The 18,632-nt window shown below is 37.7% G+C and carries 14 protein-coding genes and 2 tRNA genes; 5 read left to right on the top strand and 11 right to left on the bottom strand.

All coding sequences use genetic code 11. From position 1 onward, the window contains the following. Nucleotides 1-19: 19 nt before the first annotated feature. The 5 genes from J2Y40_RS07350 to J2Y40_RS07330 form a co-directional block, all read right to left on the bottom strand. Nucleotides 20-274, bottom strand: coding sequence for a hypothetical protein (locus J2Y40_RS07350; protein ID WP_153399176.1), 255 nt, complete (start codon nucleotides 272-274; stop codon nucleotides 20-22). Nucleotides 275-495: 221 nt separating this feature from the next. Continuing rightward, a tRNA-Phe gene (locus J2Y40_RS07345) sits at nucleotides 496-568 on the bottom strand. 554 nt (nucleotides 569-1,122) lie between these two features. Next, nucleotides 1,123-1,195 (bottom strand) — tRNA-Phe (locus J2Y40_RS07340). Between the two features lie 109 nt (nucleotides 1,196-1,304). Next, entirely contained in the window at nucleotides 1,305-3,146 is a 1,842-nt protein-coding gene (locus tag J2Y40_RS07335) for a lysophospholipid acyltransferase family protein (RefSeq protein WP_153399178.1), read from the bottom strand. 22 nt (nucleotides 3,147-3,168) lie between these two features. Then, nucleotides 3,169-4,407 carry an aspartate kinase gene (locus J2Y40_RS07330; RefSeq protein WP_153399180.1) on the bottom strand — a complete coding sequence of 413 codons (1,239 nt, stop codon included), beginning with the start codon at nucleotides 4,405-4,407 and terminating at the stop codon, nucleotides 3,169-3,171. Between the two features lie 325 nt (nucleotides 4,408-4,732). On the opposite strand from J2Y40_RS07330, the gene fbp reads away from it, so the two are divergent. Continuing rightward, nucleotides 4,733-5,749, top strand: a complete 1,017-nt coding sequence (gene fbp / locus J2Y40_RS07325) for a class 1 fructose-bisphosphatase (protein WP_153399182.1) — start codon at nucleotides 4,733-4,735, stop codon at nucleotides 5,747-5,749. Then, nucleotides 5,750-6,754, top strand: coding sequence for an o-succinylbenzoate synthase (menC, locus tag J2Y40_RS07320; protein ID WP_153399184.1), 1,005 nt, complete (start codon nucleotides 5,750-5,752; stop codon nucleotides 6,752-6,754). Between the two features lie 13 nt (nucleotides 6,755-6,767). Here the strand turns inward: menC and J2Y40_RS07315 are convergent, their stop codons facing one another. After that, nucleotides 6,768-6,935: a bacteriocin-like protein gene (locus J2Y40_RS07315; protein WP_153399186.1), complete on the bottom strand. Its 168-nt coding sequence runs from the start codon at nucleotides 6,933-6,935 to the stop codon at nucleotides 6,768-6,770. Nucleotides 6,936-7,739: 804 nt separating this feature from the next. After that, complete coding sequence (locus J2Y40_RS07310; protein ID WP_309998098.1) at nucleotides 7,740-8,870, bottom strand: alpha/beta hydrolase; 1,131 nt, start codon at nucleotides 8,868-8,870, stop codon at nucleotides 7,740-7,742. A gap of 153 nt (nucleotides 8,871-9,023) precedes the next feature. Here J2Y40_RS07310 and J2Y40_RS07305 point away from each other — a divergent pair, with 153 nt between their 5' ends. Beyond that, nucleotides 9,024-10,697 (top strand): glutamine--tRNA ligase/YqeY domain fusion protein, encoded by a 1,674-nt coding sequence (locus J2Y40_RS07305; protein WP_309998096.1) that lies wholly within the window; start codon nucleotides 9,024-9,026, stop codon nucleotides 10,695-10,697. Nucleotides 10,698-10,926: 229 nt separating this feature from the next. Here the strand turns inward: J2Y40_RS07305 and J2Y40_RS07300 are convergent, their stop codons facing one another. Then, nucleotides 10,927-12,867, bottom strand: a complete 1,941-nt coding sequence (locus J2Y40_RS07300; RefSeq protein WP_309998095.1) for an oleate hydratase — start codon at nucleotides 12,865-12,867, stop codon at nucleotides 10,927-10,929. A 91-nt stretch (nucleotides 12,868-12,958) separates the two neighbouring features. Next, nucleotides 12,959-13,837 (bottom strand): AraC family transcriptional regulator, encoded by an 879-nt coding sequence (locus J2Y40_RS07295; RefSeq protein ID WP_309998093.1) that lies wholly within the window; start codon nucleotides 13,835-13,837, stop codon nucleotides 12,959-12,961. 245 nt (nucleotides 13,838-14,082) lie between these two features. Between J2Y40_RS07295 and J2Y40_RS07290 the strand changes: the two genes are divergently transcribed. Then, on the top strand, nucleotides 14,083-15,327 hold the full coding sequence (locus tag J2Y40_RS07290) for an MFS transporter (RefSeq protein WP_153399194.1): 1,245 nt from the start codon (nucleotides 14,083-14,085) through the stop codon (nucleotides 15,325-15,327). Between the two features lie 69 nt (nucleotides 15,328-15,396). Here the strand turns inward: J2Y40_RS07290 and J2Y40_RS07285 are convergent, their stop codons facing one another. Next, the gene (locus tag J2Y40_RS07285; protein ID WP_309998091.1) at nucleotides 15,397-16,386 is read right to left on the bottom strand and encodes a YpdA family putative bacillithiol disulfide reductase; all 990 of its coding nucleotides are present in this window, start codon (nucleotides 16,384-16,386) and stop codon (nucleotides 15,397-15,399) included. A 189-nt stretch (nucleotides 16,387-16,575) separates the two neighbouring features. Between J2Y40_RS07285 and J2Y40_RS07280 the strand changes: the two genes are divergently transcribed. Continuing rightward, entirely contained in the window at nucleotides 16,576-17,214 is a 639-nt protein-coding gene (locus J2Y40_RS07280; protein WP_309998090.1) for a hypothetical protein, read from the top strand. Between the two features lie 127 nt (nucleotides 17,215-17,341). Here the strand turns inward: J2Y40_RS07280 and J2Y40_RS07275 are convergent, their stop codons facing one another. After that, entirely contained in the window at nucleotides 17,342-18,628 is a 1,287-nt protein-coding gene (locus tag J2Y40_RS07275) for a glycosyl transferase family 1 (RefSeq protein ID WP_153399200.1), read from the bottom strand. Nucleotides 18,629-18,632 lie beyond the last annotated feature (4 nt).

Here is an 18,632-nt window from a genome sequence, read left to right as displayed (position 1 = left end):
TTCTCCTGAATTTTTTATTTTAGTTTGGTCCCTGGTATACTATCGTTTGATTGTGATAAATATATTGTCCATTGGCAACCATTGTATCGGATGTATATTTGATTGTAGTACAATAGCCCGGGCTTGGCCAATTCTGTTCTGATGTTTCTCCTCCTCCTGTAGAAGTAACGCCAAGGTCAAAAGAAGGTTTTGCAGGTCCTCCTTCACCTCCGAAAACATTAAGCAATTTCTCATTCTCTAACTGGAAGCTCTCCAGTTTTTCTAAATTTTTCATGTGTTAAAAGTTTTTTTATTTATGTCACTATTGACGGATATAAAACTAGTAATATAAACCTTACATTTATAACATTTAACAAAATTTAACTTTTTGCTTATTTTGTTAAAATGTTAATAATGAATTTCAAGTTTGATTATTAATGCTTTAATGAGGTTTAACGTGTTGAGTTTATATCACTGAAAAACAAAAAAACCTCTGACTAATCAGAGGTTTTCAAGTGGTTTCTCCAGGAATCGAACCAGGGACACATGGATTTTCAATCCATTGCTCTACCAACTGAGCTAAGAAACCATTATATTGTTGTTTAACTTACTTCGTTGTTTTAAAGTGATGCAAAAGTAGTACATTTTATAATATCTCACAAGGATTTTTTAATGTTTTTTAATAATATATTCAGGTGGAATCCTTAAGGATTACAGTAACAGGCTTTTAAATTAAAATATTTTTCTGTCTGAAAACTTTCCGAAGAAATTTTGGATACAAGTCTTATATTACTTTGCTAAGTTTACGCCTTTGTTTATCTTATTCATACGTTGTATAAATATTCTTTGTCGCCCCTGCGGGAACTTTATTTCTAATCTGTCTGGTCTTTAATCTCTGCTCATTCCAGTACTTTTAACCTGATGTTATCACTAATAAAAAAATATTTCTCTCTAAGTTTTGAGGAGAAGCTTTGTAGAAACCTTATAGGTTTTATAATGCATATGTTGATAAACCTATAAGGTTTGAGGATTATCTTTATTTATTACTTTTTTGCCTCCATGTCTGTACCTGATCCAAAATATTCGTGAATGAGTGATGAAAGATAAAACAAAAAAACCTCTGACTAATCAGAGGTTTTCAAGTGGTTTCTCCAGGAATCGAACCAGGGACACATGGATTTTCAATCCATTGCTCTACCAACTGAGCTAAGAAACCATTATATTGTTGTTTGACTTACTTCGTTGTTTTAAAGTGATGCAAAAGTAGGAAGTTTTACCATACAAAGCAAGTATTGATCGTACTTTTTTTGAATAAAACTAAAAACTTACTGATTTTCAGATGTATTATTTTCCTGCTCCTTTCTGATCTGGTCGCTCATCTCTTCCAATACCGGTTTAATGGTGCTTTCCGGAAGATCACTGATCCTGATGTACATCAATCCGTCAATCGCATCATTGAAGTTCGGGTCAACATTGAAGGCGATTACTTTTGCGTTCTGTTTAATGTATTTTTTGATCAGAACAGGAAGTCTCAGCTCCGGTTCCAGGTCATCAATGATTTTATCCAGTTTGTTGAGATCAGATTCCATTTCCTCAAAGAAAAGGTTCTTATCCCTGTCACGAAGCTTTACTTTATATTCATTTCTCGGGGTGATGTATTGTGCCACTGCAGAGTCAAAATAATTGGAACGCATGAACTCAATCATCAGCGATTTCGAAAATTCTGAGAATTTATTGGAGATACTTACACCGCCCATTAAGAACTTATGATCGGAATTTCTCAGACATACATGCACAATTCCTCTCCATAAAAGGAAGAGTGGAAGAGGTTTCTGCTGATATTCCTGGCAGATGTAAGCCCGGCCCATTTCAATTACCTTTTTAAAGAACGGATGAATGTCCTGCTCAAACTCAAACAATGAACTGGTATAGAAACCTTTGATGCCATATTTCTTCATGACCTCCCTTCCTAAAGCCATTCTGTAGGCTCCGGCAAGCTTTTCCTCACCGCTGTCCCAAAGGAAAAGGTGATGATAATGCTTGTCATACTCATCAAGGTCAAATGGCAGGTTACTGCCTTCACCCACTGCCCGGAAAGTAAGCTCTCTCTGACGCCCGATTTCCCTCATTACAGAAGGAATTTCTTCATAGGTTGTAAAGTAGATCTCGTAATTTCCGTTGCTGAAAAGCATTTTGTCCGTACCTTTCAGTTTACTGATATCTTTAAGAATATCCTCTTTCGGAGTTTCATCAATGATGTTCTGAACAATATTTTCTTCCTTCAGCAGAGGGAATTTTACCGATAAATTCTGAAGATTGATGCTTTGGGCCAATGATTTTCTCTTTTCATAATAAGATTTCATCATATACACCTTACGCTTAAGGAATTCGCCCAATTCTTCTATGGTTTCCATTTCATCCATAGCCTTTACCGTAATAGGACGTCCTATTCTGATCCTGATGGGCTTCTCCCTGTCATTCATCATTTCAGCAGGAAGCATCAGAGTTTGTAAATTGGGATGAAGTTTGGCCACCTGATAAAAAAGGCGGCTGTTCTTGGCATGGAAATACATAGGAACCACCGGCACTTTAGCCATTCTGATCAGCTTAAGTGCCGTTTTTTCCCAATCTTTATCTAAAATTTCTCCGTAGGGATTATTTTTGTTAGAAACTTCTCCGGCAGGAAAAATACCTACACAACCTCCGTTTTGAAGGTGCTTCAGGGTTTCACGCATTCCGGAAGAGCTGCTGTATGCTTCTTTTCTGTTTTCAAAAGGATTTACAGCGATTACATACGGTTCCATTGGTTTGATCTTTTCCAAAAGGAAATTTCCCATCACCTTAAAATCCGGACGTACCTCTGAAAGGATCTTACACATTAAAATTCCGTCAATAGCACCCAGTGGATGATTCGAAACCAGAATAAACGGTCCTGTCTTCGGAATTTTTGCGAGGTCTTCCTCAAAAGCCACATAGCTTAAATTCCGCTCTCTCACAAATGAGTCGAAAAAATCTTTGCCTTCCTTGTCTTTTAGTTTATCGTATAGTCTGTTTACTGCATTTATTTTAGCAACGCTCATCACAGCAGATGCTACCGGGTTCTTGAAGAACCCGATTTTACTTAAGCCGGAAGCTTTGATAAGATCGTCTTTCGAAATTAAACTCATATGTGTTTAGTCGCAATTAAAATTATTGTGTTACCATTTGAAGGGTATTTTTAGAGATCTGCTCCAATAATACGTTTTTTTCCTGGTAAAATTTATCAATGTGATCCTTCTTCGCATTTCTTACGGTAAATAAAGATACATTTTTAACTGCTTCGGTTTTAAATATTTTTTGAAGTTCTTCGTTTAATTCATCAATTTGTCCGAATTTATCTTCCAGACATAATGCGAGTGAAATAGCAGAATTCTGCATCAGGGATACTTTAATCTTATATTTAGACAGATAACCGAAAATGAGGCTCATATGATCTTCCGCAATAAAGGAAAAGTCCCTTGTTGAAATTTTTAAAAGATCCTGATTTTCTTTTAAAATGTAGGATTCCTCCTGTTGGTTTTGGTCTGATGCACCCACTTTTGTCCCTGCTTTTGTAGGATCCACAAAAGATTTTACGTAAAAAGGTATATTTTTTTGCTGAAGAGGCTGCAGTGTTTTCGGGTGAATGACACTTGCTCCGTAATAAGCCATTTCAATAGCTTCTTCATAGGAAATATGGGAAAGCAAGGATACATCACTGAACTTTCTCGGATCTCCTGTCATTACTCCCGGAACATCTTTCCAGATTGTCATTGCTTCGGCATTCAGACAGTAAGCGAAAATAGCAGCAGAGTAGTCAGAACCTTCTCGTCCTAAAGTTACCGTGAAATTATTTTCATCAGAACCAATGAATCCCTGTGTTACATAGCAGATTTCCGGGTTTAAAGTTGAAATAAATTCCTCTGTTCTTGTCCAGTCTACAATCCCTTCCCTGTATGAGTTGTCTGTTTTGATATAATCTCTGGCATCCAGCCATTGGTTCGTAAACTGGATCTCGTTCAGATATTCACTCACAATTTTTGTAGAGATCATTTCTCCGCAGCTTACCACCTGGTCGTAAACGAAATTGTAGTTGGGAGATTTATTTCTTCTTAAAAAAGAGTCGATGTCATCAAAAAACAGATTGATCTCAGCAAAAACAGCATGGTTCTCAGGAAAAAGACCTTCCGCAATCTCAATGTGTTTTCGTTTTATCTTTTCAATTTCAGTTTGATAGTTATCCTTCTTGAAATAAAGTTCTACAACTTTTTCCAATTCATTAGTCGTTTTGCCCATCGCTGAAATGACCAGCAGACATTTGGCAAATCCCTGGCTTTGTAAAACCATGGACACATTTTTTACACTCTCGGCATCTTTTACTGATGCTCCACCAAACTTAAAAATTTTCATTAATTTGTTAAAAATAAAATTGTTAGATTAAAAATTACATGAGTTTTTTACGGAGGTCAAAATTATAAATTTACAACGAGATATGAAATAGGCAGGCGGTGTGCAGGAATTAAGATTTTATTAAAATTGAGACTTGGTGAATATTATCAGAATTTCATTGATATATTGTCATTGATTGGGGAGTAATAATGATCCCTGAATTTTGATCGTGTTGCTTTTCCAATGCTGTATTTGTTTGAAATACAGGTGCTAAAGTCTTTTATTGGAAAAGCTTTCCTACTATGATAAATTTTACGAAATTTGGGGAAAACATAAAAAGTAAAATATGTCAGATCAATCATTACAGACGTTAGGAGAATTTATTATTGATAAGCAGGATGATTTTCAGTATTCTACGGGTGAATTTTCTCGTCTTCTGAGTGCAATAAGATTGGCCTCTAAAATAGTAAACAGAGAAGTAAATAAAGCCGGAATTGTAGATATTACAGGGGCTGCCGGCAACCAGAATATCCAGGGAGAAGAACAGCAGAAACTGGATGTGATTGCCAATGACATTTTTATCACGGCTTTGTCTCAGAGAGAGGTGGTGTGTGGTATTGCTTCCGAAGAAAATGATGATTTCATTGACATTCAATGTGGTGAAAATGGCCACTTAAGTAAATATGTAGTGCTTATTGATCCTCTTGACGGATCCTCTAATATTGATGTAAACGTTTCCGTAGGAACTATTTTCTCTATTTACAGAAGAGTTTCAGAACCGGGAACCCCTGTTCAGCTGGAAGACTTTTTACAGAAAGGTGTGAACCAGATTGCTGCAGGATATGTGATTTACGGTTCTTCCACCATGATCGTTTATACCACAGGAAACGGAGTGAACGGATTTACTCTGGATCCTTCTTTAGGAACTTATTACCTGTCTCATCCTAACCTGAAGTTTCCGACCAAAGGGAAAATCTATTCCATTAACGAAGGTAATTATATCAAATTCCCTCAAGGAGTAAAAAATTATCTTAAATACTGCCAGATGGAAGAAGGAGACCGTCCGTATACCTCAAGATATATTGGTTCTCTGGTAGCGGATTTCCACAGAAATATGCTGAAAGGAGGAATCTATATTTATCCGTCATATTCTCAGGCTCCGAACGGAAAGCTGAGACTTCTGTATGAATGTAACCCAATGGCATTCCTTGCAGAACAGGCTGGAGGAAAAGCTACAGACGGATTCAGACGAATTCTGGAAATAGAACCAACAGAGCTGCATCAGAGAATTCCATTTTTCTGCGGAAGTATCGAAATGGTGGAAAAAGCAGAAGAATTTATGCGGATTGATAGCGTAAAATAAATGAAAGCATCTTATTTCAGATATATGCTGCAATTTAAACGCCCGGGAGGAACATCCCGCGGCGTTTTGCATGAAAAAGAAACCTTTATTCTCGAAATTGAAGATCAGGGAAGGAAAGGAGTAGGAGAGTGTGCGGTTTTCAGAGGGCTTAGTTTTGATGACAGACCGGACTATGAAGAAAAGTTACAGTGGCTCTGCGAAAATATCCAACAGGATAAAAACTATTTGCAGGAAGAGCTGAAAGAGTTTCCTTCTATATGGTTTGGATATGAACAAGCTATTCTGAACCTGAAATACGGAGCCCATCTCTATTTCCCCAGTGAGTTTACTGAAGGAAAATCGGCCATTACCATCAATGGGCTGATCTGGATGGGAGATATCAGCTATATGGAAGAACAGATTCAGGATAAACTGGATAAAGGATTTCACTGTATTAAGTTGAAAATCGGGGTTAACTGGCCATCGGAACATCAGATTCTGAAACAGCTCAGAGAGAAATTTTCACCGGATCAGCTTGAACTTCGGGTGGATGCAAACGGTGGATTCAGTAAAGAAGAAGCAATGACTGTTTTACAGCAATTGGCGGATTTGAATATTCATTCCATAGAACAACCTATTAAAGCCGGAAACTGGGAAGACATGGCTTCATTATGTACTGTTACTCCAACTCCGATTGCTTTGGATGAAGAGCTTATCGGAATTGTTGATTCTACCGAAAAGAGAAAACTGTTGGAAGCCATAAGGCCACAGTACATTATTCTGAAACCAGCTTTGGTAGGAGGCTTTTCAGGAGCTGATGAATGGATTTCCCTAGCTGAAAGTCTGAACATCGGATGGTGGATTACTTCTGCGCTGGAAAGTAACGTCGGGTTAAATGCTATTGCTCAATATACCTTCACAAAAAAAAGTCCAATGCCTCAAGGTTTAGGCACTGGATCTTTGTTCGTTAATAATTTTGAATCTACTTTAGATCTCAGAAATGAGTTACTCTGGTTCAAAATATAACGGAGAAAATTAACTAACAAAATGGAGGTGGTGCATCTGGGCAGGTAGGTTGGTTACAGTAGTCAGGAGCCCATTCTCTGCAGCATCTGTTTCTTCCGTCCCATCTGTTACATCCAAGAGGAATAATTCCACCTTTGATGGTTCTCAATTCTCCTCTGTTGAGTTTTTTTAGATTTTTCATAGTGAATATTTTATATTGATTGTCAAGTAAATATCGGTAAGATTTTTCACATAAACAAGATTTAATTTACTTAAGTTATTCAGAAATAATACATTATTTGTATTTCAAAAAGCGAAGCGGCTGGTGTTTTTCTAACCTAACAGGTCTCAAAGACCTGTTAGGTTTTGGATTCCTGTTAAAATTAGTCACAAGGATTTGTTTATCTTAAAAACATCAGCATTTAATTTATCCTTGTCTGCCTTTACGATAAATAAAAAAATATTCTTAGCTTTTGTATGTCCAATTTTTTGAACAACACATAATGCTGGTTTTATTAGTGAATATAATCTCTTCCTTTCTTCACTAAAAACAAAGAGTATTCGTGAAAATCCAGCAGCTTGTTGGATTCGCTGAAATCCTAGCCCTGATAGTAACGGCTACCCCGCAGCAAGAGCGGGCACTGATTGGGGCGCGAGGAGTAGGAGTGGATAGCAGGATAAAGCTCCTAAAATATCCAATACACAGATAAGTACCCACAATTATTTTGTAGGAACTTTAAATTGAATTTATTTTTAAAGGATAAAGTAGTTTTAGGGTCGGATAATTTTTATTTTATTAATTAATACTTGGGTTAAATTACATCTTTTACGAAAATTGCTTTCTTAATATATCTCAATAAATAAGAAAAGCGGGTTTTAATTCCTTTCATGATGATACAATTTGTATTTCTCTGTTTAATGAAAATTTACAATCTCTGTGCCAATTACTTAGCTATTTCGAAATTTAACATATGATTCATTTTATGGTCTTTTTTTTAATTAATCGTTAAGAAATAATTGTGAAAATATTTTCGTTATTTTTTATCCGGCCTTCGATAAGATTCCGGTCTATACCATATAAATTCTGGAAAATATCATTCTGAACCTGCGAGCTGGAAAGGTATCCCCAATGGTTTCCAATATCAAACTTAATGCTGCTCTGGATATCATCTTTCACAAAAGTACAATCAATAACAGAAACAATATCTTTGAATTTTTCAATGTCACTTGGCCCGTTTTTTCCTAGTCTCGGGGTAAGAATATTTTTAGTAAACTGTGAAATGCCCAGAATAACATCCTGTCTGTTTAAGTAGATGGAAACCCGGTTGGCCAATAGCGGAAGCTTATTAAAAGAGTCCTCAGAATCCTCAAAAACTTTATAAGATACATCTGCGTTCAACAGCAGAACCTGATCAATAACCTGGAGAATGTTTTCTTTTTTAAGGCTGTACAGCATACTTTGCAGAACCCTGTTTCCCATAGAGTGGGTCATCAGATGAATTCTCTGATTGCAGGGAACAAGATCACGATTGGAAAATATATCCTTTAAAAACTGCGTATAAAAATAAAACAGCCTCATCAGTGAATTTCCTGAATTAATACTTGAAGCCTTGTCATCAAAATACGTAAGCGGAACAATACTGCTGGAAGCTGGCCAGCTCACGAACAGAATATGTTCTACAGGAGATTTCGGATTATCAATAAACAGCTTTTTAAGATCGATAATCGCTTTTAATTCATCATCAAAATCATAAGCATATCCATGGATAAAGATCAGAACATCGCTTCTGTCTTTGGTGGAAGACATGTTTTTATACAGTTCATAGAACATCCGTTGGGTTCCGCCTAGATTATTGGCAGTGAGTGAAGTTTTTTTAACGCCTTTTTCACTGAGAAGAACATCCAGTACTTCCTGATATCCCTGTTTTTCAGGCTCTGAAAATAACCGGTAGTTCAGGATATTCCGGTTGGTATAGTCTTTTTTCTTTTTTGCGGCCGCAGTAGGCTCTTTATAACCTTCAAAATCACATTTTGCGATCCTGAAATTAGGAATAGAATATTCGTCATTGGAAAAAGAATCTACTCTTTCGCCTTTATGACGGATGATCTTCCGATTGCTTAGGATATAAACAGCCATGGTCAGAAATTTTATAAGCGGTTTTTAGTCTTATCTAAATTAATGAAAAATACTGAATTAACATCAATCGGGTGTTAAAATTATCATTTCTGTAAACCCTAAATTTTCCTTAACTTTGTAAAACTTTTTTACATCAAGTAAAAGCTAATTTTAATGGAAGAAGAAAAAAAATCACTCAATTTTATTGAGCAAATTATTGAAGATGATCTGGCAAACGGTTTGAAAAGAGATCAGATCCGTTTCCGTTTTCCCCCTGAACCTAATGGATACCTGCATGTAGGGCACACGAAAGCCATCTGCATTAACTTTGGTCTGGGCGAAAAATACAACGCTCCCGTAAACCTTCGTTTCGACGATACGAACCCTGAAAAAGAAGAACAGGAATTCGTAGATTCTATCAAAAAAGACGTTGAATGGCTGGGTTTCAAATGGGATAAAGAGCTGTATGCATCCGACTACTTCCAGCAGCTTTACGAGTGGGCTGTACAAATGATCAAAGACGGGAAAGCTTATGTAGATGAGCAGCCATCTGAAGTGATCACAGAACAGAGAAAGAGTCCTACAGAACCGGGAGTGGAGTCACCGTACAGAAACCGTCCGGTAGAAGAATCTCTTGATCTGTTTGAAAAAATGAAGAACGGTGAATTTGAAGAAGGAACCATGTCTCTTCGTGCAAAGATCGATATGGTTTCTCCGAATATGAACATGCGTGACCCTGTGATGTACAGAATTCTTAAAAGGCCTCACCACAGAACCGGTACAACCTGGAAGATTTACCCGATGTACGATTGGGCTCATGGTGAATCTGATTATCTGGAGCAGGTTTCTCACTCTTTGTGTTCATTAGAGTTTGAAAATCACAGACCGCTTTATAACTGGTACCTTGATCAGGTGTATGACGAATCTAAAGTAGCACCGAAGCAGAGAGAATTTGCCAGAATGAACGTTTCTTATATGATTACTTCCAAAAGAAAACTGCAAAGGCTGGTTGCCGAAAAAGCAGTAACAGGATGGGATGATCCAAGAATGCCTACCATTTCAGGGATGAGAAGAAAAGGATTTACACCTGCTTCCATCAGAAATTTCATTGAAAAAGTAGGAGTGGCGAAAAGAGAAAACCTGATTGAAATTCAGCTTCTGGATTTCTGTGTACGTGAAGACCTTAATAAAGTAGCTAAGCGTGTGATGGCTGTCGTAGATCCGGTAAAACTGGTGATCGAAAACTATCCTGAAGGGCAGGAAGAATGGCTTGAAACGGAAAACAATCCGGAGCAGGAGGGAGCAGGAACAAGAGAAATCCCATTCTCAAGAGAGCTTTATATTGAAAGAGAAGACTTCAAGGAAGAAGCTAACAATAAATTCTTCAGATTGAAATTAGGCGGTGAAGTACGTCTGAAATCGGCTTATATCATCAAAGCTGAAAGAGTGGAGAAAGATGAAAATGGCGAGATCACAACGATTTATGCTACTTATGATGATAAGAGTAAATCCGGAAGCGGAACCGAAGAAAGCTTAAGAAAAGTAAAAGGTACGCTGCACTGGGTGTCTGCAAAACATGCGCTGCCTGTGGATGTAAGAATCTACAATCAGTTGTTTACTGTTGAGCAGCCAGATGCTGAGAAAGATGTAGACTTCTTAAACTTCATCAATCCGGAATCGGTAACGATGGTTAAGGGGTTTGCTGAACCAAGCTTAAAAGATGTGGCAGTAGGAGAGCCGCTTCAGTTCCAGAGAATCGGGTACTTTACCAAAGATCAGGATTCTACGGATGAAGTAATGGTATTCAACCGTACAGTAACGTTGAAAGACTCTTACAAACCAGAATAATTTTAACGCAAAATAATAAAGAAAGCAGGATCTGTTACAGGTCCTGCTTTTTTATTGATGTGATAATTATTAAACCTTAAATCTCAGTTGGGATAAGAATATCTGATTGATGTAGGTTTGAAGGTCAGCAATAATACGTACTGATCTGTTTTTACTCTTTTGATAACATTAAAATTGTATAGTTACTATCAATGCCTATCACTAAAAGTAGCTTCCAGCCTTCGGTCTTTTATCCTTTCACTCCTTTGATCCAATCCTGAAACTTACCAATCTGCTCCATAAAGAAAGATTCATGCTCTTCTTTTTCTTCAGGGCGGTTAACCAGAATATGCTCAAAATAAGTTCCTTTCAATATTTTTCTTAAAATGCCTTCTCCTAAGAACGGTTTATAGTCATTCAGAGCCTGAGTGGCTTTCAATAAATGACGGATATCGTACTGCAGGGGATTAATATCCGGAACCTGTTTGTTGAGGTTCAGAAGATTGTATACCGCTATTCTTGCCGTTCTTACGGAGCTTTCCATGGTAAATACCACATCATTATTGGTTTCCACAAACTGTCCTACAAGGCCTAAATTCGTACAGCCTTCAGGCACTACTCTAGGACGGTCTCCCTGCGCTCTCGGCATGAACATAGAGGTAATATACGGCATGAAAGAAGTACGTACAATCGTGTTGTCAGTCACATTATCCAATTGATCTTCCATACCAAGATGATAACATAGTTCAGCAAGGATTTCATTTCCTGTACACTGCGGCATTGTTTTTTTAACATAATTTCCCTGTTTATCCATCAAAAGGGCATAGACCCAAACTACAAGAATATCATCAGGCTGCGTAGGAAAATGAGGCTGTCTGTTGCAGGTAAAGCTCATCACCCAGTTGGAGTCTGTAATGGTGATAATACCTCCTGTTGCCGTTTTTCCGGAGTAAGGATCATTCACACATAATTCCTTTAGTTTTTCGGTAAAAGCTGAAGGGCGGCAGGTTAGTGTAGCAGATTCCCATGCAGATTTTTCAATATGACTGCAGAACTTTTCCGGTTTTCCGAAGACTTCTGATTTGGCAGCAAGGTTTTTCCATAGCTTCCATCCTGCGCTTTGTCCGGTGCTGCTGTTATCAATGGTGATTTCCGGAGCAGTATTATTATCCCCATAGAAAGTGCTTTCCGTCATGGATCCCGTAGTTACAATAACATAATCTTCTTTACCTATAGGGATTTTTACTTCTTTTCCTTCCTGTTCCGTGATGATACCTTCTACAGTTTTTCCTTCCGTATTAATCTGAATGTCCAGATCTTTTACCAGAGTATTGAATTGGATCTGCACTCCTTTTTCAATCAGGAAGTTTTTTAAAGGAGTAACATACGTGTCGTATTGATTATATTTTGGGAATACAAGACAAGAGAAATCTTTCATTCCGTCAATGGCGTGCAGGAATCTGTGCATATACAGTTTCAGCTCCAGTAAGCTATGCCAGTTTTCAAAAGCAAACATAGAGCGCCAGAAAAACCAGAAATTACTGTTAAGGAAAGATTCTGCGAAATAATCTTCAATCGTCAGGTCATCAAGCTCCTCTTTTTTCTTCAGTAAAAGTTTGACAATGGCCAGCTGATCTTTCTTTTCCAATCCAAATTTACTGAAATCCTTGATCTGTCCCTGGTTGTGGATTAGTCTGGCTTTGGAATAGTTCGGATCGTTATCATTAATCAGACGGTATTCGTCTAATACGCTGTATGGCGCAGGAAGCTCCAGAGCAGGAATATCCTGGAACATATCCCATAAGTTTTCATAGGTCATGTCCATTTCTCTTCCACCGCGGATGATGTAGCCGTCTTTTGCATTCCCGGCTCCGTCCAGTGAACCGCCTTCAACATTAAGCTGGTCAAGGAAAATAATATTTTTTCCCGGAACACGGCCGTCACGGATGAAATAATAAGCAGCCGACATTCCGGCAATTCCACTTCCTACAATATAAATTTTGCTGTTTTCATAGGATTGTAAAGGGATTCCTTTGTTACGCTGGTAGTTTCCGATCTGGTCTGAAAAAGGCATAGTCTTCTCAGGCGTATTGATCTGAACTTCCCGGCTTGAATCCGGTTCGTGATTTACTTTTCCAAATTGCTCAGAAGCATTTAAAATGTTGTCGAATTTTGAATTGATCGTACTCATTTTTATATTGTTTTTAATGAACAGTATAAAGGTACCTCTATTCATAAAGCAGGGTATATCCCTAATGTCAGATTTATTGTCCCCAAATTCTTTAAGACTGGATATTTTCTCTGTTCCGATATTCAGAAGGAGAAACGGAAGTCTGTTTCTTGAAAAAACGGCCAAAAGCTGATGCGGAATTAAACTGAAGCTGAAAAGCAATTTCAGAAATTGTGACAGCTGGATTGCCAAGCATAACATAGGCTTCTTTCAGCAGAGCTTCATCAATAACTTCATGAGGCGTTTTTCCACTGGCTTTTTTGATGATTTCGATGAGGTATTTTGGAGAAACACATAATTGATCAGCATAAAACTGTACACTTCTCTGCTGCCTTATATTTTCCCTGATCAGCTTACTGAATCTAAGATAAATATCTTTCTTCCCTTCCTCTTTTTCAGCAATATCATCATGTTCTTTTTCCATAATCTCTGCTGTTTCCAGCAGCAGATTAAAAATAATGGTGCGAACGATTTCTTCTGTAAACTTTCCCTGTTTTCTGGATTTTTTTTTGAGATAATCCAGAAGGCTCTGAATCTGTAGAGAGTTTTTCTCTGTTGTTTTTATGAGGCTGTAGGAACCTTCGGAGAAAAGATTCATTTTCTCGATGATGAAAGGATTGGATATATTTTTGATCAGAAAATTTTTATCAAAGAACAACAGTTTCATTTTGAAATCGCTGCTGGTTTTCAGAAACTTCACAATGGTAGAAGGAGCAGCAATCAGAAAGCTGTGGGCATTTACGTGATACTTCTGGCTGTCAATTTCGAGATCTACCTTCCCTTCAGTACAGATGCATAAGGCATAATAATCTATACGGAAAGACGTTTCGGGGAAATCGGAAATAGGATTGCCTGATGAAATATAATAAGATTCACGACAGTCTATATGGTAAAATGAAAGGGTATCATGTAAATTTTCGTAGGTGATCATTGGTGAGTATGATTCTGTTACATTATAATGATTTTTATGAAACTTGAGAATAAAACCTCATTATTACTGCAATTTACGAAAATTATAAGTTTGTTTTAGTTGATTTTGGTAAAAACATCCGTGGCTTCTAAATATTAATAGTATATTTTTATTTCTTTCATTTATAAAAAAACTCCCTTGGAGCCATAGTTTTGAGCTAATTTGGTTAATTTTGCTTTTTTAAATTTTTCCCCACCCCATTTATCATGAAATTAATAAGTGTATATACGAGTTCTTTCAAAGGGCTTTCGGAAGAGAGCTGGATGCTGGCGCTGGTTATGCTTATTAACCGTGCGGGTTCTATGGTGCTTCCTTTTTTAGGAGTCTATATGACAGCCCATTTGCATTTCACTATTGAAAATTCCGGGATTGTTCTGAGCTTTTTCGGAATAGGATCTGTACTGGGTTCCTGGCTGGGAGGTATGATTACAGATAAGGTCGGAGAATACCGGGTACAAAGCCTGAGTCTGCTCCTCAGTGTTCCTTTATTCTGCCTGATTCCTCTTTTTAAGACAGAAGCCGGTCTTGCCGCTATTATTTTAGCTCAGAGTATTGTCAGCGAGATGTTTCGCCCTGCCAATTCGGTAGCCATTACGAAATATGCCAAACCTGAAAATATAACCAGAGCATTTTCACTGAATAGAATGGCCGTGAATCTCGGGTTTTCGATAGGACCTGCTTTAGGCGGAATCTTATCAGCTATTTCCTATGAGTTTTTATTCTTCAGTAATGCATTGGCTGCACTGCTGGCTGGATTGTTATATATCACGTTCTTCAAAGAACGAAATAAGCAGGCTGTAAAAGAAACTAAAAAAGTAAAGGAAGCTATTGCCGTTAAAAAAGAAAACTCGCCCTACCGTGACCGTAAATTTCTGATCTACTGTTTTTTCTGTATGCTTTTTTCTATGTGTTTCTTTCAGCTGTTCAGTACATTAACTATATTTTATAAAGATACGGCTCATCTGAGCCAGCAGAATATCGGATATATTCTCGGATACAGTGGCTTCCTGATCGTTTTGCTTGAAATGGGATTTGTACAGATCGCAGAAAAATATTTTAATCTGGCTTTTACCATGCTTATCGGGACTTTTCTGTGTGGAATCTCCTATGCAATGTTGGCCTTTGATTATACGATGATCACATTGGTCGTTTCTATGACCCTTCTCTGCATCGGTGAAATATGGACCCTTCCTTTTATGTCAACGATAACTGCTATGCGCTCGGGAGAAAATAATAAAGGAGCTTATATGGGATTAAATGGGATATCGTTCTCTTTAGCTTTTATCTTTACCCCTTATGTAGGCACCCTTATTGCCGATAAGCTGGGATTTACTGTACTTTGGATAGGAACCGGAGTTCTTGCGGCAGGCATTGCCATAGCGTTTTATTTCATCGTTCCGTGGATGCTGAAAGGAAAGAGGGAAAAAGAATTTGAAGTCCCGAAGTTGTAAAGTTTCTTCCCGGGGTTAGAATATGATATTTAACTTCTGCAATCAGTTCAGCAGTGCTAAATTTCGGAGTTACTGAACTGCTTGGAAAAGGTTTTGCCCGTTGTCAATCACGTTTTTCATAATCATCTCTGCATGAATCCTTGAATTTTCGATAAACCATAGATGGGTGTCTTTACCACCACATACTACTCCGGCGAGATAAAGATTTTTGGTATTGGTTTCCATGGTTTCGGGATTATAGAATGGATTCAGACAGTCGCCCTGTAATTCGATTCCTGCGTTTCGCAGAAAATCAAAATCCGGAAGATAACCGGTCATGGCGAGCACGAAATCATTTTCAATCTCATGAATCTGTGCCTGTTGATCTTTAAAAATAACTGTATTTTCAGTTATCTCTATGATTTCTGAACTAAAATGGGCTTTAATGCTTCCCTCAGCAATACGGTTTTCAATGTCAGGCTTTACCCAGTATTTTACACTGTTGGAAATTTCGGAATGACGAATAATCATGGTAACATCAGCACCTTTACGATACGTTTCCAAAGCAGCATCTACAGCAGAATTGCTGGATCCTACAACCACAATTTTCTGTTGGGCATAAGGATAAGGTTCCGTATAATAATGCTTTACCTTAGGAAGATTTTCCCCGGGAACATTCATGAGATTTGGAATGTCATAGAATCCGGTAGCAATAACAACATTTTTTGCCCGATAGATAGCTTTTGACGTGACAATTTCAAATAAAGCATCAATTTTGGAAACTTTCAGTACCTTTTCATAAAGATGGATGTTGATTGTTCTTTGCCTGGCAATTCCCTGATAATATTCCAATGCATCCTGTCTGCCCGGCTTCGGGGCTGTTGAAATAAAAGGAATTCCATCAATTTCCAGCTTTTCTGCCGTTGAAAAGAAACGCATGTATAAAGGATAATGGTATAAAGAGTTGACAATAGTTCCTTTTTCTATCACCAGATAGCTCAGTTTATTTTTTTGAGCTTCAAGTGCACAGTTCAGTCCGATTGGCCCGCCTCCTACAATGAGAATATCTAAAATTTCCATAGAACAAAGGTACGGGTTTCATGTAAAATACAGATAAGGAGAATAGAGGGTAGATGAATAGATAATAGACGGATAGATAATGGACGAATAGATGATAGATGGAAGCATATATTTTTTCAATATCAAGAGGAGTCTGATATCTATTCTGGCATTGGTTTTGGTGCTTTTTCTGATTAAAATCAATTCATTATGAAGAAACTGATTATTTCAATATTGGTTATTGGTGTGGCAGTGGCCTGTAAAAAGACACCTGAAAAACCAGTTCCGAACGTTATTGATTCTATGGCGGTAGCGCAGGAAAAAAATAAAGAGGCGGTAAAACATAAAACAGATACTGTGGCTTTAAAGAAAGTCAACGATGAAGTATTGCAGACTTTGAAAAATAAAGACTATAAAGCTTTTGCTTCCTATATTCATCCGGAAAAAGGAATTCGTTTTTCAATGTATGCTATGGTTGAGCCTAAAGAAGATAAACAGTTTTCCAAAGCCGACTTTGAAAAATTTCAGCCTACAAAAACCCTATTTACCTGGGGAGCAATGGACGGTTCCGGAGATCCGTATAAAGCAACAATCAATGACTACCTTTCTAAATGGGTGTTCTCTAAGGATTATACAGCATCTCAATATTCTGTAAACGAGTTTCAGGCTGGTGGAAATTCACTGAATAATTTAAAAGAAATCTATACTGGTGACGACTTTACCGAAAACTACATCAAAGGAACGGCGAAAAACGGAGAAATGGACTGGAAAACGCTCCGTCTGGTATGGGAAGAATTCCAGGGTAAATATTACCTGATTGCTGTTGTTAACGATCAGTGGACGATTTAATTTATAAGAGGGAAGAAGGAAGTTATGGAGGTCATTAATCATAAACTTTGCGTTAATCTTTTTTGCAGTGGCTTTCAATGTCTATAACTAAAAGCAACCCCAGCCTCCAACATTTTATCTATTTCAACTATAATATTTCAGCCAGTTTTCCGGTAAGGTTTCTTCTGGAAAACTGTTCAATGTTCTGGATGTTATCAGAAAGGTTTCCCTGTTTCCAAAGTTCAAATTTTTCGAGGATAAAACTTTTAACGGCTTTAGAGTCTTGATAGCTGAAATGTTTTCCTGCCTTGGTTTCATTCAGGATTCTGGAGACGTCTGCACCTTCCGGGCCAAAAGAAATGATCTGTTTTCCGGAAGCCAGATATTCAAATATTTTCCCAGGAATAATACCCTTGGAAGATTCATCAGGAAAATTGGTAATCAGCAGTAATGAAGATTTTTGCATTTCTTCAACGGCTTTATGATGGGGCAGATAACCAAGGTTCAGAATGTGATTTTTCAGTACATCCGATTCAAGTGCCTGTAGGGCTTTATCATCCACTCTTCCTGCAAACTTCAGCGTGAAATTCTGTGCAAATTCCGGATTTTCTTTAACCAGTTCGGTCAGTGCTGTCCAAAGATTCTCAGGATTACGAAGCTGTTCTAAGACACCGATATAGCTTAAGGTGAATTTTTCACTGCGGGTTTCATTCATCTTTTTTGTACTGTCCGTTTCATCAAATCCATTTGTGATACATACAGAATTTGCTCCTGCTTTCCGGAAGTTTTCAGCGTCCGTATAACTGGTTGCCAGGGTAATATCTGCGGTTTTAAAAACGGCACTTTCAAGAAGTCTGTGCTTTCTGTCTGAACTTTTGGTAAGCTTCAGATGTTTGTAATAGGATATTTCTGTCCAGGGATCACGAAAATCAGCAATCCATTTAAGACCCGGAAGCTTTTTTTTCAGTCCTAAACCAATCAGGTGCATTGAATGAGGTGGTCCGGAAGTAACCACAACATCTATTTTATTTTCTTTTAAATACTGCTCCAGAAATTTAATGGAAGGTTTTACCCAGAATACTCTCGCGTCAGGAATGAAAAAGTTTCCTCTCACCCAGATGGAAAGCCTGGATTTCCAGCTTTGGTTTTTACCGACATCGAATTGCCCCGCTTTAAATTTTTTGTTGCTTTTGTTCAGCTTTTCAGCCAATTGATAAGGTTCCCATATTTTGGTTTTTACCATTTCAATGTTTTGGGGAACATCTTTCAGCAGGCTTTCATCAACCAAAGGATAACTTGGATTTTCCGGAGTATAGATCACAGGATTCCAGCCGAAATCCGGCAGATACTTGGCAAACTTCAGCCATCTCTGAACACCAGGACCTCCCGCAGGAGGCCAGTAATAGGTGATAATCAGTATTTTCTTTTGTCCCATTAAT

The sequence above is a fragment of the Chryseobacterium sp. 2987 genome, from assembly GCF_031456375.1.
GTDB lineage: Bacteria > Bacteroidota > Bacteroidia > Flavobacteriales > Weeksellaceae > Chryseobacterium > Chryseobacterium vaccae.
This window is presented reverse-complemented; position numbering and strand designations above follow the sequence as displayed.